Source organism: Cytobacillus sp. GQ23, assembly GCF_059758675.1.
The window spans coordinates 80,760-103,958 of sequence record NZ_JCAXER010000013.1 but is presented as its reverse complement, the minus strand read 5'-3'; the positions used below and the strand labels follow the sequence as shown (position 1 = coordinate 103,958).

General features: G+C 41.6%; 30 protein-coding genes and 3 riboswitches. Of the genes, 4 read left to right on the top strand and 26 right to left on the bottom strand.

From position 1 onward, the window contains the following. From gvpT (AC6CHU_RS12705) to AC6CHU_RS12625, 17 genes are all read right to left on the bottom strand, one after another. A complete protein-coding gene (gvpT, locus tag AC6CHU_RS12705) occupies positions 1-2,181 on the bottom strand; it encodes a GvpT/GvpP family gas vesicle accessory protein (protein ID WP_498121938.1) in 2,181 nt (726 codons plus the stop codon). A gap of 54 nt (positions 2,182-2,235) precedes the next feature. Then, entirely contained in the window at positions 2,236-2,772 is a 537-nt protein-coding gene (gene gvpT, locus AC6CHU_RS12700) for a GvpT/GvpP family gas vesicle accessory protein (protein ID WP_498121936.1), read from the bottom strand. Between the two features lie 17 nt (positions 2,773-2,789). Beyond that, positions 2,790-3,125, bottom strand: a complete 336-nt coding sequence (locus AC6CHU_RS12695) for a gas vesicle protein (protein WP_159868978.1) — start codon at positions 3,123-3,125, stop codon at positions 2,790-2,792. Between the two features lie 25 nt (positions 3,126-3,150). After that, positions 3,151-3,435 (bottom strand): gas vesicle protein K, encoded by a 285-nt coding sequence (locus AC6CHU_RS12690; RefSeq protein ID WP_159868981.1) that lies wholly within the window; start codon positions 3,433-3,435, stop codon positions 3,151-3,153. Next, entirely contained in the window at positions 3,401-3,676 is a 276-nt protein-coding gene (locus AC6CHU_RS12685; protein WP_159868984.1) for a gas vesicle protein, read from the bottom strand. Before AC6CHU_RS12685 ends, AC6CHU_RS12690 begins: the two co-directional genes overlap by 35 nt. Positions 3,677-3,690: 14 nt before the next feature. Then, a complete protein-coding gene (locus tag AC6CHU_RS12680) occupies positions 3,691-4,497 on the bottom strand; it encodes a GvpL/GvpF family gas vesicle protein (RefSeq protein WP_159868987.1) in 807 nt (268 codons plus the stop codon). A gap of 13 nt (positions 4,498-4,510) precedes the next feature. Next, entirely contained in the window at positions 4,511-4,765 is a 255-nt protein-coding gene (locus AC6CHU_RS12675) for a gas vesicle protein GvpG (protein ID WP_159868990.1), read from the bottom strand. Continuing rightward, positions 4,765-5,532, bottom strand: coding sequence for a GvpL/GvpF family gas vesicle protein (locus tag AC6CHU_RS12670; RefSeq protein WP_159868993.1), 768 nt, complete (start codon positions 5,530-5,532; stop codon positions 4,765-4,767). Before AC6CHU_RS12670 ends, AC6CHU_RS12675 begins: the two co-directional genes overlap by 1 nt. A 4-nt stretch (positions 5,533-5,536) precedes the next feature. Next, positions 5,537-6,469, bottom strand: coding sequence for a gas vesicle protein GvpN (gvpN, locus tag AC6CHU_RS12665; protein WP_498121933.1), 933 nt, complete (start codon positions 6,467-6,469; stop codon positions 5,537-5,539). A gap of 24 nt (positions 6,470-6,493) precedes the next feature. Next, the gene (gene gvpO, locus AC6CHU_RS12660) at positions 6,494-6,760 is read right to left on the bottom strand and encodes a gas vesicle protein GvpO (protein WP_159868999.1); all 267 of its coding nucleotides are present in this window, start codon (positions 6,758-6,760) and stop codon (positions 6,494-6,496) included. A 65-nt stretch (positions 6,761-6,825) separates the two neighbouring features. Beyond that, a complete protein-coding gene (gene gvpJ / locus AC6CHU_RS12655) occupies positions 6,826-7,086 on the bottom strand; it encodes a gas vesicle protein GvpJ (protein ID WP_251284961.1) in 261 nt (86 codons plus the stop codon). 21 nt (positions 7,087-7,107) lie between these two features. Beyond that, complete coding sequence (gene gvpQ, locus AC6CHU_RS12650; protein WP_251284962.1) at positions 7,108-7,581, bottom strand: gas vesicle protein GvpQ; 474 nt, start codon at positions 7,579-7,581, stop codon at positions 7,108-7,110. 36 nt (positions 7,582-7,617) lie between these two features. Further along, positions 7,618-8,124: a gas vesicle protein GvpP gene (locus AC6CHU_RS12645; protein WP_236566302.1), complete on the bottom strand. Its 507-nt coding sequence runs from the start codon at positions 8,122-8,124 to the stop codon at positions 7,618-7,620. Positions 8,125-8,165: 41 nt separating this feature from the next. After that, a complete protein-coding gene (gene gvpA, locus AC6CHU_RS12640; RefSeq protein ID WP_159869007.1) occupies positions 8,166-8,426 on the bottom strand; it encodes a gas vesicle structural protein GvpA in 261 nt (86 codons plus the stop codon). Positions 8,427-8,782: 356 nt separating this feature from the next. Beyond that, a complete protein-coding gene (gene tenA / locus AC6CHU_RS12635; protein ID WP_159869010.1) occupies positions 8,783-9,472 on the bottom strand; it encodes a thiaminase II in 690 nt (229 codons plus the stop codon). 58 nt (positions 9,473-9,530) lie between these two features. Beyond that, a riboswitch (TPP riboswitch) is annotated at positions 9,531-9,633 on the bottom strand. Positions 9,634-9,783: 150 nt separating this feature from the next. After that, positions 9,784-10,275 (bottom strand): energy coupling factor transporter S component ThiW, encoded by a 492-nt coding sequence (gene thiW / locus AC6CHU_RS12630; RefSeq protein WP_159869013.1) that lies wholly within the window; start codon positions 10,273-10,275, stop codon positions 9,784-9,786. A 113-nt stretch (positions 10,276-10,388) separates the two neighbouring features. Continuing rightward, positions 10,389-10,504: riboswitch (TPP riboswitch) on the bottom strand. A 227-nt stretch (positions 10,505-10,731) separates the two neighbouring features. Then, complete coding sequence (locus AC6CHU_RS12625; protein WP_159869016.1) at positions 10,732-11,850, bottom strand: alpha-hydroxy-acid oxidizing protein; 1,119 nt, start codon at positions 11,848-11,850, stop codon at positions 10,732-10,734. Positions 11,851-12,024: 174 nt separating this feature from the next. Between AC6CHU_RS12625 and AC6CHU_RS12620 the strand changes: the two genes are divergently transcribed. Both AC6CHU_RS12620 and AC6CHU_RS12615 read left to right on the top strand, forming a co-directional pair. Continuing rightward, positions 12,025-12,396, top strand: a complete 372-nt coding sequence (locus tag AC6CHU_RS12620) for a PaaI family thioesterase (protein WP_159869019.1) — start codon at positions 12,025-12,027, stop codon at positions 12,394-12,396. A gap of 84 nt (positions 12,397-12,480) precedes the next feature. Continuing rightward, positions 12,481-12,867, top strand: coding sequence for a DUF2512 family protein (locus AC6CHU_RS12615; RefSeq protein ID WP_159869022.1), 387 nt, complete (start codon positions 12,481-12,483; stop codon positions 12,865-12,867). Between the two features lie 73 nt (positions 12,868-12,940). On the opposite strand, the gene AC6CHU_RS12610 is transcribed toward AC6CHU_RS12615, so the two are convergent. The 4 genes from AC6CHU_RS12610 to AC6CHU_RS12595 all read right to left on the bottom strand — a co-directional run bounded on the left by AC6CHU_RS12610 (position 12,941) and on the right by AC6CHU_RS12595 (position 15,511). Then, entirely contained in the window at positions 12,941-13,078 is a 138-nt protein-coding gene (locus tag AC6CHU_RS12610) for a hypothetical protein (RefSeq protein WP_159869025.1), read from the bottom strand. Positions 13,079-13,274: 196 nt separating this feature from the next. Further along, the gene (locus AC6CHU_RS12605; protein WP_159869028.1) at positions 13,275-14,057 is read right to left on the bottom strand and encodes a TerC family protein; all 783 of its coding nucleotides are present in this window, start codon (positions 14,055-14,057) and stop codon (positions 13,275-13,277) included. A 14-nt stretch (positions 14,058-14,071) separates the two neighbouring features. Next, on the bottom strand, positions 14,072-14,197 hold the full coding sequence (locus tag AC6CHU_RS12600) for an FbpB family small basic protein (protein WP_159869031.1): 126 nt from the start codon (positions 14,195-14,197) through the stop codon (positions 14,072-14,074). Between the two features lie 318 nt (positions 14,198-14,515). Beyond that, entirely contained in the window at positions 14,516-15,511 is a 996-nt protein-coding gene (locus AC6CHU_RS12595) for a hypothetical protein (protein WP_159869034.1), read from the bottom strand. A gap of 291 nt (positions 15,512-15,802) precedes the next feature. On the opposite strand from AC6CHU_RS12595, the gene AC6CHU_RS12590 reads away from it, so the two are divergent. Next, positions 15,803-16,120 (top strand): hypothetical protein, encoded by a 318-nt coding sequence (locus AC6CHU_RS12590; RefSeq protein WP_159869037.1) that lies wholly within the window; start codon positions 15,803-15,805, stop codon positions 16,118-16,120. Between the two features lie 547 nt (positions 16,121-16,667). Here the strand turns inward: AC6CHU_RS12590 and AC6CHU_RS12585 are convergent. The 5 genes from AC6CHU_RS12585 to AC6CHU_RS12565 all read right to left on the bottom strand — a co-directional run bounded on the left by AC6CHU_RS12585 (position 16,668) and on the right by AC6CHU_RS12565 (position 21,663). After that, positions 16,668-16,793, bottom strand: a complete 126-nt coding sequence (locus AC6CHU_RS12585; RefSeq protein WP_159869040.1) for an FbpB family small basic protein — start codon at positions 16,791-16,793, stop codon at positions 16,668-16,670. 68 nt (positions 16,794-16,861) lie between these two features. Continuing rightward, on the bottom strand, positions 16,862-17,728 hold the full coding sequence (gene purU, locus AC6CHU_RS12580) for a formyltetrahydrofolate deformylase (protein ID WP_159869043.1): 867 nt from the start codon (positions 17,726-17,728) through the stop codon (positions 16,862-16,864). 137 nt (positions 17,729-17,865) lie between these two features. Next, positions 17,866-17,966: riboswitch (glycine riboswitch) on the bottom strand. Between the two features lie 152 nt (positions 17,967-18,118). Beyond that, the gene (locus tag AC6CHU_RS12575) at positions 18,119-19,306 is read right to left on the bottom strand and encodes an MFS transporter (protein ID WP_159869046.1); all 1,188 of its coding nucleotides are present in this window, start codon (positions 19,304-19,306) and stop codon (positions 18,119-18,121) included. A gap of 135 nt (positions 19,307-19,441) precedes the next feature. Beyond that, the gene (locus tag AC6CHU_RS12570; protein WP_159869049.1) at positions 19,442-20,080 is read right to left on the bottom strand and encodes a glycosyltransferase; all 639 of its coding nucleotides are present in this window, start codon (positions 20,078-20,080) and stop codon (positions 19,442-19,444) included. Positions 20,081-20,298: 218 nt separating this feature from the next. Then, entirely contained in the window at positions 20,299-21,663 is a 1,365-nt protein-coding gene (locus AC6CHU_RS12565; RefSeq protein ID WP_159869052.1) for an aspartate kinase, read from the bottom strand. 324 nt (positions 21,664-21,987) lie between these two features. Here AC6CHU_RS12565 and AC6CHU_RS12560 point away from each other — a divergent pair, with 324 nt between their 5' ends. Continuing rightward, positions 21,988-23,130, top strand: a complete 1,143-nt coding sequence (locus tag AC6CHU_RS12560) for a fused response regulator/phosphatase (RefSeq protein ID WP_159869055.1) — start codon at positions 21,988-21,990, stop codon at positions 23,128-23,130. Positions 23,131-23,199 lie beyond the last annotated feature (69 nt).

Here is a 23,199-nt window from a genome sequence, read left to right as displayed (position 1 = left end):
CTAATCCTCCTTTTTAAATCCATTTAATAGATATGTCTCCTCCTCATCAGAAATAACAGTGTATTCCTTATCACCTTTGGATACCTTAGCTTTTGATTTTTTGCCAGCAGCACGTTTTTTGTTTTTGCCGGATCTTTTATTAGCATTCTTATCCTTATTACTATCAGGATTTATTTCGTTTTCACTATCCTGATCATCTTTCTCAGCTTTATCACCTTCATTCCGATCATGGTTCTTCACTTCTTCATTGTCTTCCTCGTCTTCCTCTTCGTCCTGGTCTTCATTGTCATCATCCTGATCTTCCCCGGAGGAGTCTGCGTTTCTTTCCTTATTCGATTCGTTCTTGTTTTCTTCGCCGCTCTGGGATTGGCTTTCGTCTGAAGATTCGACTTCTGACTGTTCCTCGTCTTCCTCAGAGGAACCATCATTTTCTTCTAGCTCAGCTTGGTCTTTGTTCTCTTCACCACTCTGGAACTGGCTTTCGTCTGAAGATTCTTCTCCTGACTGTTCCTCGTCTTCCTCAGGGGAACCATCATTTTCTTCTAGCTTAGCTTGGTCTTTGTTCTCTTCACCACTCTGGAACTGACTTTCCTCTGAAGATTCTTCTCCTGACTGTTCCTCGTCTTCCCCGGAGGAGTCTTCATTTTTTTCCTGATCCGCTTCGTCCTGGTTTTCCTTGCCGCTCTGGGGTCGGCCTTTGTCTGAAGATTCGTCTCCTGACTGCTCCTCGTCTTCCTCAGGGGAACCATCATTTTCTTCTAGCTCAGCTTGGTCTTTGTTTTCTTCACCACTCTGGAATTGGCTTTCCTCTGAAGATTCGTCTCCTGACTGTTCCTCGTCTTCCCCGGGGGAGTCTTCATTTTTTTCCTGATCCGCTTCGTCCTGGTTTTCCTTGCCGCTCTGGGGTCGGCCTTTGTCTGAAGATTTGTCTTCTGACTGTTCCTCGTCACCCTCAGAGGAACCATCATTTTCTTCTAGCTTAGCTTGGTCTTTGTTCTCTTCACCACTCTGAGACTGGCTTTCCTCTGAAGATTCGTCACCTAACTCGTCTTCGTCATCAAAATTGTCTCCATTTTCCTGGCCTGATCCTTCTTTATTCTCATCGCTGCTCTGGGACAGGCTTTCCTCTGAGGAGTCTTTAGGCTTCTTCTCTTGTATTAAAACGGTCAGCATCTCTTCAATTTTTCCTAGCCGCCCCTGCAATTCTTCATTTTCTTTTTTTAATGACTCGTATTCCCGGGAAGAGTTTTCATTGGATTTATCGGTCTTTTCATCAGTGTCCTCATGGCCTTCTGTTTGAGACATCTGATTTTTGTCCTCTTCCTCTAATTGCGGCTGTGAGCCATCCTTCTTTTCTGCACTCTCTGATTGTGACGGAGAGATTCCTTCTCTATCCTCACGCTGGGAGTTGGTTTCTTCCTGTTTTTCTTCCTCATTCAGCTGAGACTGGGTTTCTTTTTTCTTATCTTCATCCCCCGGTTGGAACTGGGTATCTTTATTTTCTTCTTTTCCCTTATGCTTGGAATTGGTACTGTTCTTCTCTTCTTTACCATCAGATTGTGATTGAAAAGGTGATTCTAAATACGATTGAGAGTCAGTGTCGTTATTTTGACCTTGGGATTTCCCCTGAACTTCCTCGTAATCCCCCTTTTCACTCTTCAAATCACTGCTGGAAGATGGCTCTTGCTTCGCTTTAGAAGAATCATTCGTTCCTTCATCTTTTTTATTTTTGCTCTTTCTTTGATGAGATAGTTTTGTGATCATTTCTTCCAAGTGGTCAAGGCGGTCATGAAGGCTTCCGCTTTCTTGATTTGATTTTCGCTGCTGTGTCTCGCTTGATTTGCTATTATCAGATTTAGGACTTGTTTGTTTTGATTTGGAGCAACCGCCCTCTGAATCTTCTTTGCTGTTGTTAAATAGCTTTGAAGCAGAGCTCTTAATGGAATCTGCTGCTTTTTGGGAATTTTCTTTGACTTTCTGCCCTATCCCTTTGCCTTCCCCGCTTGCCTTTTCAGGATTCAGCCTTAAGAGAAGCTTTCTCCCATTTTCCGGCGCACTTAAATATCCGATAGAAGCCCCTATCAGTCCACCTACAATCGAGCGTCTAAGCTGCAAAGCATTTGAATTATTTTCGTTTTGGGATTCCTGTTCCCGGGTTTCATTTGTATTTTTTTCAGCCATATTAAAACCTCCATTTTTCTATATCTTTGTTTACTATTTTTATAGATTCATATTTTATTTGTTAGAGGTCTCCTGTCCTCCGTCCTCCTCAAGAAGCCGGGATAACATCTCTTCTAAGCGGTCAATGCGTTCATTGACATTTTCATCGCTGTTACCGGATGATTCCTTATTGTGTTTTTTTATGTCTTTTTCGTTATTGGAATTAAGAGTGGTTTCATTTTCAGGATTCTCATCGGTTTCATTGGAGTATCCATCGGTAGACACATCGTCTTTCTTGAATAGCTTCCCTGCCGAATCTTTAATAGTATCCACGGCTTTCTTTGATTTCTCTTTCACGGTTTGGCCAATACTGGATCCTGTGCTTTTTAATTGCTCTGCACTCATACTCTCTTTAAGTTTTTTCCCATTCTCAGGAGTTGCCAAATATCCAATTGTGGCCCCAATCAAGGTGCCTGTTATCGTACGTTTAATCGGGCTCCCGTTAGAAATATTATCCTCAGTCTGGTTCTCGCTGTTTTTTGTTTCTTGTGTTTGGTTTTCAGTATTGTTCAAGTCTTTAAAATCGCTTTCTGGTTTTTTTGTAGCTTCCATGGACGAAACCTCCCGTTTTAATAGTTTATTTCTGTGGATTTCAGACGGTTATTGGACAAATTCTGCTGCTCAAGAGATTCAATTCTTTCCTGCAGTCTCCTATTCTCTTCCTGGAGAGTTTTTGTATTGTTATCTGCAGCTTTGGACGAGAGATAAGGATCATTTTCCCACCAGTCCATGCCAATTTCCTTTGCCTTATCGACGGAAGCGACAATAAGGCGGATCTTAATTGTCAATAGCTCAACATCAGCAATCCCCACGGTGATGTCACCGGCAATTACCACGCCTTTATCCAATATTTTTTCCAGTACGTCAACAATCGTACTTGACTGCATTGAATGTTCGACTGCCATTTTAAGTCCTCCTATTTCAGTTGAATTACATTAAGCTTCCTAAAGGACCTAGATCAATATTTAAATCTTCAGCATCCAATCCGAAAATTTCTTTCAACTCTTCCATTTTTTCTTCAAGATTCATTAATGCTTCTCCTAAATTTTCGATTTGCTCGTCTGTCAAAGTCCCGCCTTCGACACGCCTGATGGCATGCCTTTCAACAATTTGCCTCAGAAGCTCAATAACGGTTAGCACAAGCTGGGCTAATCCGTGCTCTGCATTATCAGGATCAAGATTAATCTTTCCATTTGTCTGGCTGGCCTGTTGCATGATTCAACTCCTCCCTTTGTGAGTCAAATTGTTCTGATGATATCGTCTTGCCATTCCCCTCCTGTGCCTGAACAAGGGATTCTACGGATGCTATGAGCAGCCTCAAGTCAAGGTAGACCAGGTCGACCCCTGCTATTGAGATTACGAGATCTGCTTTAATAGCAACTCCCTTGTCTAAAATGACGTCCAGGATATCAATTAAGGCAATATCTTTGTTTTCAATAGATTCTCTTAGTGACATATTCTCATCCTCACTTATGAAAAGCTGGAAAAATGATATGCCGGCCATGGCCCTGTAGCCTCAAACCGCCATCCGGCTTTTTGCATACTCTTTTCATAATGTTGGAGTTGTTCTAAAAATACTTCTATCTGAGATTTCGATATCAAATAGACCCCATTCCAGGTCATATTATCTTTTCTTCCTGTTGCATCATTTCCCCAAGTTCTTTTTACATTGCCTTTAAGTGCAAGCTCTTTAAGATGTAAATGTATTTGTTCACTAACCTTGTTTTTTTCCTCGTCGAGCTGGGATTCAATCAATTTATTCAGCTTTTTCTTTTGGAAAAATTGTTTGCCCTTTGGCAGCTGACTAATTTCTTCTCTTTTTGCTTCTATTGCTGGATCGCTCTCACTGACTTGTTTTTTTAACAGGCTGTCATCACAATAGATTTTCAAATTCCATTCTTCGTTCCCGGAAATCAGATCGAACGTGCTCTTTAATTTGGATTCATTAGCGTGCACAGCAGCTTCCAAACTATCAGGGTTTTTGTATAAAGTGCAGAACTTCAAGGGAATGATTGTAAATATCTTTGAAAGGCCCAATACTGTTTCATGATGATGAAAGGCCTTTTCCTGAAGCCATTCCATATCATCATTAATACGATCTTTAATGCTATCCTCCGAGTAATTCCCAGCACCCAGGTCACAAACTGCTGCAGTAATATTGCCTATATTAATGGTGTACAGGTCACCTTCCCCGTCAAAACCCTTTAAAGATGGAAACGAATGATTGGCTGCCTCCTTTGCTGGAATCAATCCGTACAAATAAATTAGACCACCCATTTTCTATCTGTCCTCATTTCTTCTTTGTCATTTCTTCCCATTGTTCCATTTCTAGCCGTTTTGCCACTTCGTATCTTATAATCAATTCCTCTTCCTTCGACTTGTAAGCTTCTTCAGGTATCTCTCCAAGCTCATACATCATCTGAAGCTGAATGAGCTTTTGCTGAATGGTCGGAAGATCGTAAAGTTCTTTGTCAGCCTCTTCTTTCACCTTTTCCGCTATTTTAATGACCAGATTGATAGGTGCGGAAACCAGTTTATGAAGCATCAGGCACCCTCAACAGTTAATCTGATATTGACAAAGTTATAAGCAGGCCAAGGTCCGCTATAGCTGAATTCGATCTTATCCTTCCATTTCTCGTACGCCTCATTAACTCTTTGGTCAAACTCTGCTTCTTTATCCCGATCCACTAAAAAGGATGCATTCAGAAGCATTTTTTCGCCTATTGGGTCATTTATTTTTGATGCTACAGCCGACTCTTTCAATGGGCTAAACACTTCCTGCCTTATTTCATTCTGCAGGGAAGCTATTATTTTTTGGGCAGCCCCGCCCAATTGGATTCTTTCATAATAGCTGGCTGCTTCCGATTTCCCCTTAACTGCATTTGCCATCTTTTCTACATGGGAGTTGCCGTTGACTTGCGACTCCAGCCACTCTTTTTTTCCAATCACTTTTAAGCCAAGCTCAACCTTTCCGTGTATCTCCGGAAAAAGCTTTTCGAATTGCGGATATAAATTTTCAAGCAGTACTCCTACATCCTCTCTGGAATGAAACACATTCCCGAAACTGACTGGTATTACTGCCTGATTTTGTTTCATCACGAGTGAAACAGCGTCTTGGTGCATCATTAAATTCTCTTTATTGGGATGATAGATTTTCATAGGAACCTCGGCAGCTACCATGGCTGCATCTTTAAATTGAATCGTAAATAACTCCTTTTCCTCTCCTTCAATTTCAATAGAGCCAAATTTCTCTTCACCGTCTGTCTGGATTCCGCAAAAAACATATATCCCCAATTGTTCTTCATTACTCATTATCCTACTCTCCTTTATCTCCACTAGTTACCTTCATATTCCTGCATGCTTCTAAAATCATTTTTTCTGCTGTTTTTAATGGATTCTCCGCAGCTATGCACCGGCTTACCTGATGGCCTAAAATATCCATGCAAAGCCTCTGAAAATCCGAATGAGACCCATCTATTGGAATGCCTTCTTCTTGTGTTACCTTAACTATCATTAAGGAAGCCCGCAGGCTCGGACCGTTATCCCCATTACATTCTTTGCGCAAACCAGCAACAAGACTTGTAATGGCTTTAGCTTCATTTTTATCAATATTCATTTTTTCCGACACCAGCTGTGCCTCGCGTTCACTGTCTTTATGATCTACAAATATTGTAATAAGCCTATCCAGCAGTGCATCCTGAGTTTGGTATACACCTGCATACTCTTCAGGATTGCTGGTAAAAATCACAGCGAAGTCCGGATGAACACGTACGAACGGCTCAGTCATTTTTGTTCCGTACAAAGGAAGAATTCCTTCCTCTAAAATGGATAAAAATATATTATTTGTGCTTGGCTGTGAGCGCGTAAATTCATCATAAACCAGGGTGTATCCATTCTTGACTGCTTCCAGCAATCGCCCATCCTTCCAGATCTCCGTCACGCTTTCATCCCTTTTGTAAACAGACCGGATATAGTTATCGACTACCTTTTTACTGTTATATCCGGTAAAGTCACCAATTAAATCCTTATTATTTAACTCATGGTTGCCGTGAATCAGCATAATGGGTTTTTTTCTTCTCTTTGCAAGAGCTAAAGCCAGTGAGGTTTTTCCTGCTCCAGAAGGACCTGTAAAGTGGACCGGGTAACCAGCCTTTAAATATTGCAATGAGCGAGAAAGCAAGTTTTCTGTCTTTTCGTCCTGTACTAAGGCTTTAGCTTCGTTGTTGATTTTTTTTTTTAAGACTGTCACTCTTTCTCCTCCCTCTGCCCAGTCCTACACTTCCTGATTTATAGCACTTCTATAGCGAATATCACGCCGTTTATAAGAAGTGACTTCCTTTTCCGCGTTCAGAAAAACATCGTAGACACCAAGCATTTCATCCTTTGCGTATTTTTTCATATATTCCTTTTCTTCTATTACTTCTACAGTAAGCTTCCAGCCTTTATTTTCACTCTCTTCCACGGAGGTGATTTTGTGTACTGGGGCCACATATTCATTAAAAAATTCAGTTACATTTCCAATGATTTTTTTGATCTCCATACTTGCCTCCCGCTAAAGCATCAGAGGCCAGGATTTAATAATCCTGGCTATGCTTCCCGTACTTTTTAGATACTGAATCGTGCCTGTCTGTCATTCTGCTGAAGTGACAGGCCGTTTTCTTCCACCTCATCACGAAGAAGTCCCACAGCCTCTGCATAACGGAGCCAGGTATCCACACTTGCAATAACTACTCTTGCCTCTACTGTTAAGATTTCAATTCCGACAACTGACACCCTTACAAATGCATCGATTACAATGCCTTTATCCAGAATACGGTCAATTACCTCCGCTAAACTGGAACTATCTGTACTTTTTTGAACTGCCATTGCTTATTCTCCTTTCTCCAATTAAGAACCCATGGTCTTAATGTCATTTGAGGATTTAATATTTTCATAGGTTTTAATTTTAGTAGCACTTTTCATATCCTTTGCCTTCTTTATCCCGCTGACGCTTTTGAGATTTTTGACACCTTTTACTTTTCTCTTATCGTCATGTTTATCTTCATTTGCTGAAGACATTTTCTCTTGGAAGCTTTCCCCGGCTTCAACAACCTTTCCCAGCTTCTCTCTTGCAGAAAGCAATACTTCCTGGGTTTTTTCTTTTGCTTCTCCTGCTTTTTCATGGACATTATCGGCAAAATCGTCTCGTGCACTCTCCAGCTTCTCGGTAAATTCTTCTCCTTTGTTCTGAATACTTTCTGTGATTTTCTCCTTTGCCTTTTCCGCTACTACTTCCTTTGCTTTTTCTTTCAGCGGCTCCGGGGCACGCTTAATCGCACTTTTTGCAATCTTTTTAACGACTTTCCTTACTCTTTTGTCCATCTAAATCACCCCGGTTCATAAAAAAAAGACTTATTGTTACTTGGATTCCACCAGATCGTTCAACATATTTTCAATTCTTTGCAGACGTTCATTTAAGTGTTTGTTCTCTTCCTTGATTTCCTGATACTTCTCATCTCCTCCGCGATCCTTTTTAGGAGAAAGAAGTCCGTCCTCAATTTTACTCAGATAACCCTCAGCTAAATGTTTAACACTGTTTTGTGCTTGCCCGGCAAGAAGCTCCTGGGCCGTCTTTTTAAATTCCTTTCCTGCAACCTTTACAAATTCAGAATCGCTTAAGTTTGAAATGATTTTTTTGCTCGTCTGAGGATTCGCAAGCAACCCTATTCCTGCTCCTACAACCCCGCCCACAATAGCCAGATTCATAGAAAAGTTAGAGCCTTCCTTCTTTTCTTTCAATTCATTGCCGTTTTCGGCTTGCTCATTTTCTTCGCTGCACTGATTTACTTCCTGATTTTGTGTTGCTTCACTGCTCTGATTATTAATTTCATTTCCTGTCTGATTGTTTGCTTCTTGATTTTCCATGTTTACTGCCTCATTTCTTTTTAATGTTTAATTTTTTTTCTCTATACGCTAAATTGCGGTTTCTGATTTTGTCCTCTATCCATAAGGCCATCCTCTTGCACTTCATCTGTTAATAAACCAACCGCTTCAGCATAGCGCAGCCACGTATCCACACTGGCAATGACCACTCGCGCTTCAACTGTCAGAATTTCGATCCCGACAAGAGAAACTCTCACAAATGCATCAATCACAATTCCTTTGTCTAAGATCCTGTCTATAACTTCTGCAAGGCTGGAGCTATCCGTACTTTTTTGAACACTCATATTTCCATCTCCTTTCGGCTTTTGCATAGCGGGACGATGTACGAGTAAATTTAGGGTTTAAGTTATAAATACCTTCAGGCCAGAAGGTTAAAACGGGGCATAAATTACCATTCCCAATCTTTTCTTGAAATTTTTCATCACTTCGCTTTCCAGTAATATTAGAAAGTGATTAAACATCCGTTTCTGAGTATCAACCGTTTGATTATTACAATTTCATTACATTCGTTTAGAGCCACTCTTTGAGCATTTTTAAACGTTTTTTATAACAAAAAAGAGGCGCACTATTTAGTGCACCCCCTACTATGAATTTTAATTTTCGAAACACCTGCAGTAAGAGCTTCAGGCAAATAATGGTTTTATGAAGTTGCTGCCGGAATGCCTGCCGGCCACTTTTCACAGGTATAAGCCATCTCCCAGAAACCAAGCTCCAGCTGGCAGCTTTTCCGGAAAGCATCCTTCATCCGCTGTCTTTCTTCCGGTGATGCCCCTTCAGCAAGCTCATCCAAACGGTTTCTCATATTCATGGTCACCGCTTCGACTCTTAGATTTGCATAAAATGAGATCCATGGATAAAACGGATGGTTCTCATCTGGCTCATATTGCTTCATGAGCTCAAGCCCAATCTCCCAATATGTCCATGGACAAGGCAATAATGCAGCGAGGATTTCACCCATTCCGCCTGTGTGGGCATGATACATCATATGTTTTACATAATGATCAGCTGTCGGAGGGAGCGGATACCCCTGCAATGCTTCATAATCTACCCCAATCTGCTGGCAGAAATTATGATGAGGATGCACTTCGCTGTTCAATACAAATTCTATCTGCTGATTAAAATAAGCAATATCCTTGCGCTCCGCAGATTTTGAAATGGCAATCCCATAAATATGCATGAATGCATTCAAATACTCAAAGTCCGCTTTAATGTAATGAGCAAGCGCCTCTTTCGGCACATCTCCTCTCCCAATGCCCTGGACAAATGGGTGCTCAAATATCATCTGAAATAAATCTTCATTTTCTTTGCGCAAAATCTCTGAAAAAGTCATAAAAAATAGCCTCCTATTAAACTCAGAAGCTGCCGGGGAAAAAGCATGAGGATTTAGATTGAGGTCCTCACTGCTTCCCTGCGCTGGCATTATCCAGATCAGGTTCCAAGGGACAAAGGAAAAAGCTCCTTATCTCAGCCGTAGCGCCCCTAGCAGTTTTCTAACGTTTTTAATTGTTTTTTACCTAGCTTGAAGTTTTCCTCTCATAACTTTGGGATATCGCTATAAATCCGTGAAAAATGCTCATAAAGTCAGGTTATTCTTCTGGAATTCCTCGTCCTGAGCATACCCAACCGCATTCCATCCCAAAATCATCCCATTGCTCGAATCAGATTTTTCTCTTTAACCTTCGCCAATACCATCCAGCCTATCGCCGCACCGGCAATGCTGCTGATCAGAAACGGCGGCATGAAGAAGAATGCACCAGCTGAACTGCCCATGAGAAGCTTTGCGTACGGAACGGCAAACAATGCACCAATTATGCCGGTGCCCACTACCTCTCCAATGGCAGCCCATATTTTCCGTCTGAATTTCAAATAAAGAACACCAGCCAAAAACGCACCGATCATTCCGCCTGGGAACGCAAGCAGCGTCCCGAATCCAAGCAAATTACGCAGCAATGCAATCATAAAAGCGACAGCTGCTGCCGGCAGGGGACCAAGTGTCACCGCTGCCAATACATTTACCGCATGCTGGACCGGATAGGCCTTAGCTGCTCCTGCGGGAAACCAGAGCAAATGGGATCCGAGTGTCCCTATTGCTACAAATAAAGCCATCGCAGTTAACAATCGGGTTTTGTTCATCTATACCTCCTTTCTAAAAGGGCAGCCTGATTGCTTATCAGGATGAGAAGTATGTATACAAAAAAGCCAGATCCCGACAAGGACCTGGCTTGGTTAAAGTAAATGAATCGACATATAGTCAAATCCTACTTCCCTCCGCTGGCATTAACCAGATCAGGTCCATAAGAGTCGGAAAGCTATACGCGCTTTCCTCTCAGCCCACGCATTCGGGGCACCCCTAGTAGTTACATAGATATTTAATTTGATAAGCTACTTCAAGCTTATCAAATTATTCCGTCAATGTCATCAATCTTTTCGCTTATATACTTTTCTTGATGGATTGAATTAAGCGCTCATCATTTTCTGCTGCGGAGCTTTGAACAGATTCGTCATTAATTAGCGCAATAGGCTTGTCCGTTTTCATTTTGGCTCTTTTTCATAGACTATAATTTTTCATGGCAGGAAGTTTGATAACACTTAATACTTCATTCGAATTAGCTGCAGACCGGCAATATCCTTTAAGCTCCCTACCCCTGCCAGGGAAAGCGACACTTTTGTTTCTTCTATAAAGTTGGCAAGTACTTTTTCAACTCCAGCCTGCCCGCCAATGGCCAGGCCATACACATACGGCCTCCCCAGGCAAACGGCGTCGGCTCCCAGCGCCAGAGCTTTAACCACATCTGAACCTCGTCGAATGCCGCTGTCAAACAAAACCGGGATCCGCCCTTTAACTTCCTTCGCAATCGGTCCGAGCGCATCAATCGCCGCAATCACTCCATCAAGCTGTCTGCCGCCATGATTGGAGACAATGATTCCATCTATCCCTCTTTCAACGGCCAGCCCGGCATCTTCAGGGTGGAGAATGCCCTTTAATAAAATGGGCAGGCTTGTTTTCTCCTTTAATCTCGCAATATGCTCCCAGCTTAATGTTGGATGATGAATATTATTAAGGATTCCCTGTACGATATCGCCATCCTGGAGAGAGGCCATAAAGACTGGATCACTTTCATAATTAGCTTTTCCATAGCCAAGCTTTAAGGGGGAAAAGTTATTTCTTAGATCAGCCTCCCTCCATCCCATCATCACCGTATCAACCGTTAACACAATGGCCTCATACCCCGCTTCCTCCGCGCGCCGGACCATGCTGAACGATGCTTCTTCATAATTGGACCAATATAGCTGGAACCATTTGGGACTCGTGCCTGTGGTGCTGGCTATTTCTTCAATGGAATAACTGGAAACTGTGCTCTGGATAAATGGAATGCCAAATGAAGCTGCTGCACGTGCAGATGCCATTTCTCCCTCATTATGTTCAAGCCGCTGCATTCCAATCGGAGCAAGGAAAATAGGATAAGGATATGTTTTTCCAAATATGTTCACACTTATATCCGGCATGGAAACATCCTTCAGCATTCTCGGCACAATTGAGTATTTTGCAAAGGAGTCGATATTCTTTCTAAGCGTTTCTTCCCCGCCGGCTCCTGATTGAACATAGCCAAAACCGTCTGCTCCCATCACTTTCTCCGCTTCCTTTTCAAGCTCCTTAAATGAAATAGGAAAGTTTTCAGCGAAACTAATATTCTCTACTTTTGCCATTTTCCCGCCCGCCTTTTTTTGAATTTATTGAAAATAATATCATTTTTATGGATTATTTGAAACCATGTAATAATTTTGGAGTCTCTCCCTGGCAAAAAAAGAGTCTCAATAAGCAGGGATTTCACAAAGAATCGGGAATAACCATCTTAACTAAATGAAATTGGAGTGTACCAAATGTTAATCAAGCAGCCTTTTGATGAGTTTCTGAAATTCCATTACGAAAGAGTCAGTAAAAGTAATATGAAAGTCACTTTGCCAGTCCAGCCGCTCTTTATTAACAGCGCTGGACTGGTTCATGGAGGAATTATCTCTACTCTTGCAGATGTAGCGATGGGAAATATTTTTGAGCCGGGTGAAGATCAGCTGCAGTCTGTGGTGACCGCTGATTTAAAGGTAACGTTCCTAAAGGGCGCGACAGGGGAATATCTAATTGCCGATGCTCACCTCGTTAAAAGAGGACGAACTCTCAGCCATACGGATTGCCTGATTTATAACGATCAGGATCAGGTGGTTGCCAAAGCATCGGGGATTTTCGCGTCGATCTAGGGAAACTTCCAATTTTCTGTAATTTAATGATTATCCCCCCTGTCTCAGGGTATAGTTACCTAAAACAAGAGGGAGGATTTCACCATGGAGCATATTGAAGCGATATTGCTTAAATTTGTTATGATTACCGCAATGCTGGGAATTATTTTGACTGGAATTTTTGATATCAGCTTTACTGAAACACTCATTATTAGCGTCATTCTCACTCTAGGGGCTTATGTTCTGGGGGATATGATGATATTCCGTATGTCAGGTGACGAAACAGAGCATACAAAAAGGAATACCATAGCAACCATTTCTGACATTGGTTTAAGCTTTTTTGCCATCTGGCTTTTATGTGAATTAATGGTGTCCGGGAAAGACGGCTTGGCAATGGCAGCCTTTATCTCTGCCCTTTTGATAGGTGCAGGTGAATGGTTCTTTCATGTATACTTGGATAAACGCGTTTTTGCTTATGATGGACATAAATGATATCTGAAGAGACCTCTGCAGGGTCTCTTTTTTTACTTTATGGCCGAAAATGGATATACGAAAGACATATGTTTTAGTATTCGATCTCATTATAATCCTTAGGCTGAGGTACCGGCTGATCCTCTTCATGCTTTCCAAATTCATTGACAAGCTCCATCTCTTCTTTGGGGCCTTGTGTCTGTTTTGTATTTTGCTTATCTCTTTTAGACAATCTATTTTGCTCCCTTCGTTCCGTTTCTAAAATTAATATTTCCCATTTACTGCATTTCACTCATAAATAGAGGATTTTTCCTCCATTTGATTTAAAAGTTCTTCAGCAGGCAGCAACAGGGATCAGGGCAAATCAATCAAACGTTTGATTGATTTGTGTTCACTAAAAAAAGGCGGATAATTTCCGCCCTTTTTGATCAGCTTGCTTGTTCCTCTGCTGGCACTTCCTGTTTCTCCTTAGAAAGGAACCATCCAGCCAATGCAATTCCAACTAATACAGCATAGAATGTAATTTTCCATTCAGCTGACTTAGCAAAACCTTCAGGAAGGATTTCAAGAGCCGGATGTGACATTGTATAGACAGCCAGTTTAACACCAACCCAGCCGACAATACCAAAAGCTGCAATCTCAAGCCCAGGTCTGCGATGAAGCAGATCCACAAAGAGATTTGCGGCAAAACGCATAATGATTAATCCAATCATACCGCCGGCAAAGATGACAAAGAATTTTCCGCCGTCAAGTCCGCCTACATGGCCTAGACCTGAATCCGGAAGTGCTACAGCCAATGCGACTGCCGCCAGAATAGAGTCTACAGCGAAAGCAATATCAGCAAGTTCTACTTTGAAAACCGTCAGCCAAAAGCCTGATTGTTTTTTGGGCTTGGTAACCCCTGCTTCTTCCTCACCTTTTTTCACAAGAAACTTTCTTAATATATGATTAGCCGCGATGAACAGAAGATATAATGCTCCAATGGCTTGAACCTGCCATACGTCAACTAAATATGAAATCGCAAATAAGGATCCGAAACGGAAAACAAAGGCTCCAGCCAATCCGTAGAATAAAGCCCTTTTCCTCTGCTCTTCTGGAAGATGCTTAACCATAATCGCAAGCACCAGCGCATTATCAGCAGCCAATAGACCCTCCAATGCCACAAGCAGCAGCAATACCCAGCCATACTCAAGTATCAATGACAATTCCATCTAAAACACCCTCCCTATTTCACCTTTGTGTATCTTTCGTCTAAACGCTTTTCAATTTTTGCCAGCAATTGTTGATCTTTCAGCAGCTCTTCTTTGTTTTTCTTAACTAATTCTGCGAATGACATCTTTGCTTTTTTCATCCTGGTCTCCTTTCCTTCTAATTTTATAAGTATTGAAAGCTTCACACTGTTTCCCTGCAGTTATGTCGATTGAGGATTTCCATGCCGTCTTTATAAGGCAATAAAAAAACCTCTACCAGCAGGCGGTAAAGGTTTAAAAAACAAAAAGACCTTTACCCGAAACAGGCAAAGGTCTTGCTAACAACGTTAAGGTTGCCAACAAAGCCGGGAGCTCTTAACTCCGAAATGACGACTCTGTTGTAAAAGCTACTCCCCTTTAGGAGAAACTATTCAACTATTTAAAATAATCATACTCTAATTTGTTCAAAATGTCAATACTTAAGCAAATCGGTAATAAATTAAAATGAAAGTCGCTAGGACGAAAATAAAGTTCAGAAATACAAACACAAATTGATCTGCCTTCGTTTTGTGCAGCTTGATCGGCGGGTTATAGAAAGATACTCCTTCAATGATGAAAATAATCAGCACAATATGGATCATAAAATGCCCGATCACCTCTGTCATGCCAAACAGCATTGTAGTTGTGATGAAAATAACTGTCACGACGAAACCAACTACACGGTTAAGAATCCCTACTACAAGAAGGTAACCGACTACAAACTCAATAAATGCAGCCATAACAACGAATGCGGCAGGTGAAAAGCCGAATGTCGGGACTCCATGATTGGCCACAATATCCAGAGACATGCTTGGATATACCCATTTTTCAACAGCCACCCAGCATAAAGATAAACCTGTGCCCAAATATAAGAATGGAAATCCAACCTTCTCCAGCTTCGTGCTGCCGACCAGCAGTACCCCAATAATGGCAACATAATATCCATAATCAAGCATGTGGAATAAGCCATTCTGCATGGTAACGTACACAAACAGCCCCAGTAAAATTACGGCCCCGGCCTTTGTTGAAAAATGATGCGGAATTAGCAGAAAGCCAATTGCTGCCCATGTTAAAATCAATGCAATCGTATTGGTTAAATGAAATTCAGGCGCAAATAGTGTTCCATTCGTTACCTGGAGGATTAATGCGGCAGCCGTTCCATACTTCAAAATATATCTGCTGTATTTGCGGAACCCTGAGAGCCAGTCATCAAGCTTCTTAACTTTAGCCCATTGTGATGTCCTCGGTATAACCAATGTCAATAATGCAAGGACAATCGCAGCTGTCAGGGCCAGTCCCATAAATAAAGGTGATAATATATTTTCAATGGTTTCCTTTTGAGGTACCACGTTCGTGAACCATTTCACATGAGCACTTGTAAAAAAAGGTGTCATGATTAAGCCTAATATTATTAATAACTGAAATATTTTCTTCATGGCTATTGTGCCTCCTTGATGGCTAATAAAAATATATAAACAATATAAGTACAGTTTTAATATAATATACTTCTTATCCATGTAGAGTATTCAAAAATGAACATTATGTGAAATAATTCACATAATGTACAGTTCATGTATTATTACCTTAACTCTTGTAAAACTCTTTTCAATTCCTTTAAACTCCTGTTCCAGCAGTAAAAAAGTTCGAATCCTGTCAGATTCTTTTAGTTTACTAATCTTAAAATAGTGGTTATGATGATAGTTATAATCATGCAAAGGGGTGAGGGAATGAGGAAACGACGGGTAATGCCGCTTTTAATGCTATCTGTTTTTTTATCCTTTCTCATAACCCAATACCCTGGTGTCCATTATAATGACATTCCGATGGACCAAAGCAAAGCAGTAACAGTTTCGGACTATACCGAGAGCTTCCTATTAAAAGATGATCCTAAAAAGCATATCTTCACACTGGATATAATCTCTTTATCCATTACAATCCTGACAGTTATCCTTTTTATATATAGTGCGCTGCACTTCGCCCGCAGGAAAAAGATATTTTATACTCCAATCTTCTATGAGGCGAATTATGTTATTCAAGCTCCTTAATTGTCCAGCAAAACAATTAAAGGAGGAAGGCATAATGTGGATTAGATTTTTATTGATCGGTTTATTTTCATTAACAGCTTCCAGCCTGTTCTTTTATCAGGGAATGGAAATGTATCATGCTTTCACAGATTTCTTTAGACAAAAATAAGAAATTGGCGCCCAGGGACTCCCTGGGCGTTTTTATTAATATATTTAGTTCCCTTGGTTCCATCCGCTTATTTTTGGGGTGCATTAATCCGCTTCATACCCTATGGTCTGTTCTCAAAGGTGCGATTCATCCACATTGGGTCCCTTCACTCCCTCCAGCATCTCCTCAATGGCCCTATTCTTCCTCTTTAGTTCCCTTTATTCACCCTTGTCTATTCTTCCTTATTAGGTCCTTTCACTCCCTATTGCCTCTCCTCAACGGCACTATTCTCCCTCATCAGTTCCTTTCATTCTCTCCTCTTCCAAAAGCACTAATCCTAAATACACCTGCAGCCATTCGGCTTTTCAAAAAAGCCATAAAAAAACCGGCCTGCTTTATTCCCAGGCCGGGTATACTTTCTTACTGTGCTTTTGCGTATTTATCGTCTATTTTTTTTTCGATCTTCTCAAGCTCACGACGATCTTTTAAAAGTTCTTCTTTATTATGCTTTATCATTTCAAGCATTGATAATTTTTTCTTTTTCATTTCTGCTCACCTTCTCTCATGATGTTGGTAACCTTCTTGATGCAAGATCTTTGTTATTACAGTGCGGCTTAAAAAACTATCGTCTTATTGCCATGCACGATTACTTTGTCTTCCACATGCCAGGCGACTGCCTGTGCGAGTACCTGCCTCTCCACATGCCTGCCGGCAATTTTGAGATCCTGTGCAGTGTGCCTGTGGTTAACCCGCAGGACATCCTGCTCAATGATCGGCCCTTCATCCAAATCATTTGTCACATAATGGGCGGTTGCCCCAATCAGCTTGACTCCGCGGTTAAACGCCCGTGCATAAGGATTGGCTCCCACGAAGGCCGGCAGGAAGCTGTGATGAATGTTGATAATCCTGTTTGGGTATTTGGAAATAAAGCTCGGCGAAAGAATCTGCATATATCTCGCCAGTACAATGAAATCCGCTTTTCCATCGAGCAGCTCAACCGCCTTTTGCTCGGCTTCCGCTTTAGTATCCGGTGTAATCGGAACATGATGATATGGTATTCCGAAACCCTCCACCACTTCTCTCATGTCGGGATGATTGCTGATCACCAGTGAAATATCCACTTCAAGCTCATTCGATTTCCAGCGCCACAGCAGCTCGAGCAGACAGTGATCCATTTTAGAAACAAATATGGCCATCCGCTTGCGCTCGCCTTTCCCGCTCAGCTTCCATTCCATTGAATATTCTCTTGCCATTTCAGGCAGATCCTCTTTCAGTTTTGAAAAGGACTCGTCAAAATCATTCATATCGAATTCAATCCGCATAAAAAAGATGCCTGCCAGCGGATCAGTTGTGTGCTGGTCAAAATGGACAATATTCGCTTTATGCTCCAGAAGGAAGTTGGAGACTGTGGAAATAATGCCTGGTCTCTCTGGACAGGATATCAGCAATGTCGCCCGGTTTGCGTTAATATTTGTGTTCATAATAGATTCCTCCAAGAGCCTTGCCATCCATATAAAAAGGACAGAAAAAAGGCGGCTTTTTTCCCCCTTCTCTGTCCTTTTACCTGAGAGTTTGACCCCTTTGGTGTCGCAAAGTACATGCGCGCTCTCCAGAGATGCGTCCGACTGCGGTTCTGTCTACCTGAGAGATTGGCTTCAAGGGTATTTTTGAAGCTTGCTCCTTCGGTGGCTACTATATGCTCTCTCCCGCAGCCGTCATTCGCTCTATATTTTTGTTATTTTCAGAATAATATATTTTTTGATTTATGTCAATGGAACTAGGTTCCTTTCACAAAGTTGCCACAATTGCAGGAAAGTTAATTTACTGCATAAATAAGAAAAAGCTTGAAGACAAGGTCTCCAAGCTTTTTTCTATAGGGCCGCCTTAGGTTTAGGCTCCCTTTTCTGCCAGGCCATTGTGATAAATAAGGTAACAAGCAATAATACCAGACCTAGAACAAACGGATAGGTTATTCTTACATCGTAAAGTATACCAGCAATCGTTGGCCCCAGAACGTTTCCAATGCTCATATAAGCATTGTTCATTCCCATCGCAAATCCCTGTTCATTACCGGCCATTTTTGAGATTAACGTGGTCAGAACCGGGCGCAGGATAGAAGTTGCAAGGAAAATGATCAGCGAAATAACGAAGAAAAGTGCATAGCTGCCTGCGAACAGTGAGACCAGGAATCCTAATGCTGCAACAGCCAAAAAGATATTTAATACCTTTCCTTCTCCTAATTTCCTAACCACCCGATCAACTACAAACAACTGCACTATAACACTAATAATCCCCGTCGAAGTCACCATAATCGCTATTGCCTGCGGAGTGGCACCATATTCATTATCCAGATAAAGTCCCAGCACTGATTCATAAGCCATTAATCCAAAGCTCATCACCAATGTGATGACAAGAGGAATAAAATAAGGCTTCTTAACAGACATTGCCAGCTTCTTGACCATTGGTTCCTCTTCCGGCATCTCTCCTGGCATGGTCTGCATTGTGCTGCTTTCTTCAAGGAGCATAATGGAAAAGAGAACAGCCACTAAAGAAACAAGCGCTGAAATCAGAAATGGCATTTTCAGGCCAAAGTCTGCCAAAAATCCGCCAATCCCGGGTCCAACTACAATTCCAAGTGACATTGCAGCTGAAACCAGGCCATTCCCTTTTGCACGCTGCTCCATTGTAGTAATATCAGCAATGTAAGCAAAAATAGCTGGAATCAGCAATGCCGCCCCAATGCCTCCAATGACACGTGAAAAGTAAAGCAGCCAAATGGAATCTACTGCATAAAAAACAAGCATGGATAATGTCAAACCAGCTAATCCGTAAATAATCATCTTTCTGCGGCCGTACTGGTCAGCCCATTTTCCCGCAATAGGAGAAAAAATCAGCTGGGCACCCGCAAAAATGGCAATCATTAGGCCTGCGGCTGTTCCCCCCTGATTAATGGATTCCAAATAAGCAGGCAAAATCGGAATAATAATCCCAAAGCTTCCGATCGCAATAAACATATTGATCATCAATATAATCATCTTTTTCTTTTGATCCCCTGACATAGCGGATACCCCTCCTTCTATATGTGAAAAATTTACATTATTTTTTTCGGCACGCTAAATAGCTTATAATGAGACAGGCTGCTTTGTCAAAGGAAAAAAAAGAGAGGCTCCAGCATATACTGAAGCCTCTTGTCTTTACCCCTTAAATTTGTCCGGGAATTGCTTCACAACCGCATCGGAAATAGCGTCTGCCATCATGATTATATGAGAAATTCCATCATCAATCGAAACAATTCTGGCTTCCCAATCCTTTACCAGACTAGATGTTAAATCATTCGTCACCAATTCAAGATGCTTGTACATCAATTTTTTCACATCTTCATTTTTCAGATTAGGATTTGCTCTGCTTAGGAATGCAGCAATCTCATCCGCATTGCGAAACCACTTTTTGTTGAGCTCGTTCACCTTTGCCCCCTGGCCGCTCTTGGCAGCCTCCACAATATCGCCCGCAATAACAATATGCACTTTAAGCAGTTCTGTCAGCTTAGCTCCCGCAGCTTCTCCGTAATAGGGCTTAATGGAATTCCCTATGTCCTCCTGATTTTTAAGCAGACGGGCCAAGACCTGCTTTTGATCCTCTGCTCCTGCTGTTGTGGCACTTGTAATATAGTTGCTTGTCCATAATACATGTTCGATCCATAGTCTGCGAAATTCATTTTCAAACTTAACCTCTGATTGAGTGATACACGGTTTCTGTGCAAATGCACTGCCCGGAGCTGCCAGCATATTCAGCGGCATAAGCAGCATTAATCCTATGATTAGTAATTTCTTCATATCCTTTTCTCCTTCCTAATTGAAAAAGCTTCCTTCTTATTTTGATTATCTTCAGATTTTTCATGCAAAAAAATAAGCTCAAGGCTAATGCCCCAAGCTTTTTCAATCAAACGGTTGATTTATTTGCAAAAACGACTATTTACTCTCAGATAAATCATTTTACTTTTGGATAAACTCTTTTTATTTTCGTATAACCAGATTTATCTTTCGGATAAATTTCACACCGCTGCCACCGCAGCAAAGAATTCATTGTAAAGCGCCTCTACCGCGCGTTTTTCATCCGCTGCCTGGACGCCAAACATCATGCTTACTTCAGATGAACCCTGATTAATCATTTCCATATTGACTTTCGCTTTAGCGAGAGCTTTGGAGGCACGGGCCATCGTTCCGATATTCTGGCGCATCCCCTCTCCAACCACCATAATAAGTGATAGGCTGTGCTGGATTTTTACCTCATCCGCCTGAAGTTCATGCTGTATGCGGCTCAGAATTTCTTCCTCCATCCCAGCAGTAAACTGATTTTCACGCAGAATAATGGAGATGTCATCAATTCCTGATGGAGTATGCTCATAGCTCAGTCCATATTCCTCCAGAATGGTCAGCAGCCTTCTCCCAAAACCGACTTCCCTGTTCATTAAATATTTGCCGACATAGATGCTGCAGAATCCCTGATCACTGGCAATCCCGATTACAGGTCCATTCGTGTTATCCCGCTCGTTCACTATCCTTGTGCCGGGAGCAGATGGATTATTCGTATTTTTTATCTGTACAGGGATGCCAGCCCGAAATGCCGGCACAAGCGCTTCATCATGCAGGACGGTAAAACCCGCATAAGAAAGCTCCCGCATTTCCCGGTATGTCAGTTCTTTGATTTCTTTAGGGCTTTCCACAATAAATGGATTAACCGAATAAACGGCATCCACATCTGTAAAGTTCTCATATAAATCCGCCTTGACTGCCCCGGCCAAAATGGAGCCTGTCACATCCGATCCGCTTCTTGAAAATGTGAACACCTGCCCATCCCTGCTGTATCCAAAGAAACCCGGAAAAACAATGATCCCATCCTGTTCCCTTAATGAAAGCAGATTGTCATATGCTTCAGGAAGCACCTGCGCATTGCCGGGCTCAGGGCTGACAAGCAATCCGGCTTCCTTCGGGTTCACATATCTTGCTTCGAGGCCCTGATGCTGAAAATAGGCTGCTACAAGCTTAGCGTTATTATCCTCGCCGCTTGCCTTAATCAGATCCATGAACGCTTCAGGATCGTGCGTATCACTGGAGAGCCTTGAAAAAAGATCCTCCCTGATTGTATCTTTAATAGCAGGCCCAAGCTCCAATTCATCCGCCATTTGGCCATACCGCTCCAATACAGCTTCTGCCAAGTCAACTGGATCTTCCCCGTGAATCCGTTTCTCTGCACAGGCGATTAATAAATCAGTAACCTTGTCATCCCCTGAAAATCGCTTCCCTGGAGCCGAGACAACAATGATCTTCCGCTCTGGATCGGCAGTTACAATATTGAAAACCTTCTCGATTTGCTTTCCGGATGCTAAAGAGGATCCTCCGAACTTCACGACATTCATCCTGACATCTCCCAATCTCTGAAAATTTAATCTTTATTTTACTCTTATCCCAACAGAAATCAAGAGAAAATCTACCCCTAAAACACAAGTGTTCACCAGAAAAACACATAAAGATATATAAATATATTAATTATTCATATTCATTAGGATTATATCGCTGAAAATTATTATTTTAAAAAAACAATAGAAAACGCTTACATTTTATTTTTTACTTTTGCGTATTGCGTAGAGTAAAAATAGGTTTCCCCCCTCTTAAATTGGGGTATATGTTAAGGATATTATATAAAGAATTAAATCGTAAAAACACGGGAAGGGAAAAGGTTTATGGGAATCCTAGTTGTGGACGATAATCAAGCCAACTTATTTGTTATTCAACATATATTAAAACGCGCCGGGTATAAAGATCATCTAACGTTTTCTTCTGCTAAAGATATGTTTCAGTATCTTCAGGGATATTCACCATTTTCAGCTGATATTAAAGCAGATATCATTCTGATGGATATTATGATGCCTGAAATGGATGGAATTGAAGCATGCCGCCAGCTTCAGCAAGATCCGCTTTTGAAGGATATTCCGGTGATTTTTGTAACTGCATTAGAGGACTCCAATAAGGTTGCAGAAGCTCTCGATGCGGGCGGGACTGATTATGTAATGAAGCCTATTAATAAGACGGAACTGCTTGCCCGCATTCGGGCTGCCTTAAGGCTTAAATATGAAAAGGACTGGCATAAGGAGCAGGATAATAAAATTAAAAATGAATTGGATTTATCCATGCAGGTACAAACCAGCATGCTGAGCGAACCGATTTATCATGAACATACGCTGTTAAAGGCTTCCTACCTGCCAGCCAATAAACTCGCAGGGGATATGTATTATTGGCATCAAATAGATGAACACCGCTATGCTGCCATACAGCTTGATATGATGGGCCACGGAATTTCAGCTTCCCTAGTATGCATGTTTATCTCTTCTGTTCTCAGAGATGCCATCAGAACATGCAGTGACCCCGAATATGTGATGAAGGAATTGAATCGCTGGATGAATTCACTGAATCAGCGTAATCAGCGTATTCCATATTACTTTACAGCCATTTATCTTGTCCTCAATAAAAAAGACAAAACAATTGAGTATGTAAATGCCGGGCACCCAGCCGGATATGCTCTTGTTGATAAAAATGAAATGCTCAGCTTATCAAGCAATATGTGTGCAGTCGGCTTTTTTGAAGATATTGCAATCCAAAAAGAAACGATTCCCTATACAGAGTCCATTCAGCTGCTATTGTTTACAGACGGTGTTGAAGAAGCAGTTGAGCAGAACAATCCCAATCCAAGTGAGTATCTTCAGCGCTTCGCATCCTTTTATTGGACTGCAGCCAGAACAGCAGAGCCAATCGATATGATACTGACTAAGCAGCAGCAGGTAAGCGCTGATGATGATATGTGTGTTGTGCTGATTCAGGCAGATTAGGATGTGTACATAATATTTTTTCGCTTATCATTGTTGTCCGTTGATTACCTGTAAAAACAGCCTATACAA

Bases quoted from the DNA above. Each gene is read 5' to 3' on its own strand.
- gvpT (WP_498121938.1), bottom strand. From the start codon at position 2,181: ATGGCTGAAAAAAATACAAATGAAACCCGGGAACAGGAATCCCAAAAC.
- gvpT (WP_498121936.1), bottom strand. From the start codon at position 2,772: ATGGAAGCTACAAAAAAACCAGAAAGCGATTTTAAAGACTTGAACAAT.
- AC6CHU_RS12695 (WP_159868978.1), bottom strand. From the start codon at position 3,125: ATGGCAGTCGAACATTCAATGCAGTCAAGTACGATTGTTGACGTACTG.
- AC6CHU_RS12690 (WP_159868981.1), bottom strand. From the start codon at position 3,435: ATGCAACAGGCCAGCCAGACAAATGGAAAGATTAATCTTGATCCTGAT.
- AC6CHU_RS12685 (WP_159868984.1), bottom strand. From the start codon at position 3,676: ATGTCACTAAGAGAATCTATTGAAAACAAAGATATTGCCTTAATTGAT.
- AC6CHU_RS12680 (WP_159868987.1), bottom strand. From the start codon at position 4,497: ATGGGTGGTCTAATTTATTTGTACGGATTGATTCCAGCAAAGGAGGCA.
- AC6CHU_RS12675 (WP_159868990.1), bottom strand. From the start codon at position 4,765: ATGCTTCATAAACTGGTTTCCGCACCTATCAATCTGGTCATTAAAATA.
- AC6CHU_RS12670 (WP_159868993.1), bottom strand. From the start codon at position 5,532: ATGAGTAATGAAGAACAATTGGGGATATATGTTTTTTGCGGAATCCAG.
- gvpO (WP_159868999.1), bottom strand. From the start codon at position 6,760: ATGGAGATCAAAAAAATCATTGGAAATGTAACTGAATTTTTTAATGAA.
- gvpJ (WP_251284961.1), bottom strand. From the start codon at position 7,086: ATGGCAGTTCAAAAAAGTACAGATAGTTCCAGTTTAGCGGAGGTAATT.
- gvpQ (WP_251284962.1), bottom strand. From the start codon at position 7,581: ATGGACAAAAGAGTAAGGAAAGTCGTTAAAAAGATTGCAAAAAGTGCG.
- AC6CHU_RS12645 (WP_236566302.1), bottom strand. From the start codon at position 8,124: ATGGAAAATCAAGAAGCAAACAATCAGACAGGAAATGAAATTAATAAT.
- gvpA (WP_159869007.1), bottom strand. From the start codon at position 8,426: ATGAGTGTTCAAAAAAGTACGGATAGCTCCAGCCTTGCAGAAGTTATA.
- tenA (WP_159869010.1), bottom strand. From the start codon at position 9,472: ATGACTTTTTCAGAGATTTTGCGCAAAGAAAATGAAGATTTATTTCAG.
- thiW (WP_159869013.1), bottom strand. From the start codon at position 10,275: ATGAACAAAACCCGATTGTTAACTGCGATGGCTTTATTTGTAGCAATA.
- AC6CHU_RS12625 (WP_159869016.1), bottom strand. From the start codon at position 11,850: ATGGCAAAAGTAGAGAATATTAGTTTCGCTGAAAACTTTCCTATTTCA.
- AC6CHU_RS12620 (WP_159869019.1), top strand. From the start codon at position 12,025: ATGTTAATCAAGCAGCCTTTTGATGAGTTTCTGAAATTCCATTACGAA.
- AC6CHU_RS12615 (WP_159869022.1), top strand. From the start codon at position 12,481: ATGGAGCATATTGAAGCGATATTGCTTAAATTTGTTATGATTACCGCA.
- AC6CHU_RS12605 (WP_159869028.1), bottom strand. From the start codon at position 14,057: ATGGAATTGTCATTGATACTTGAGTATGGCTGGGTATTGCTGCTGCTT.
- AC6CHU_RS12600 (WP_159869031.1), bottom strand. From the start codon at position 14,197: ATGAAAAAAGCAAAGATGTCATTCGCAGAATTAGTTAAGAAAAACAAA.
- AC6CHU_RS12595 (WP_159869034.1), bottom strand. From the start codon at position 15,511: ATGAAGAAAATATTTCAGTTATTAATAATATTAGGCTTAATCATGACA.
- AC6CHU_RS12590 (WP_159869037.1), top strand. From the start codon at position 15,803: ATGAGGAAACGACGGGTAATGCCGCTTTTAATGCTATCTGTTTTTTTA.
- AC6CHU_RS12585 (WP_159869040.1), bottom strand. From the start codon at position 16,793: ATGAAAAAGAAAAAATTATCAATGCTTGAAATGATAAAGCATAATAAA.
- purU (WP_159869043.1), bottom strand. From the start codon at position 17,728: ATGAACACAAATATTAACGCAAACCGGGCGACATTGCTGATATCCTGT.
- AC6CHU_RS12575 (WP_159869046.1), bottom strand. From the start codon at position 19,306: ATGTCAGGGGATCAAAAGAAAAAGATGATTATATTGATGATCAATATG.
- AC6CHU_RS12570 (WP_159869049.1), bottom strand. From the start codon at position 20,080: ATGAAGAAATTACTAATCATAGGATTAATGCTGCTTATGCCGCTGAAT.
- AC6CHU_RS12565 (WP_159869052.1), bottom strand. From the start codon at position 21,663: ATGAATGTCGTGAAGTTCGGAGGATCCTCTTTAGCATCCGGAAAGCAA.
- AC6CHU_RS12560 (WP_159869055.1), top strand. From the start codon at position 21,988: ATGGGAATCCTAGTTGTGGACGATAATCAAGCCAACTTATTTGTTATT.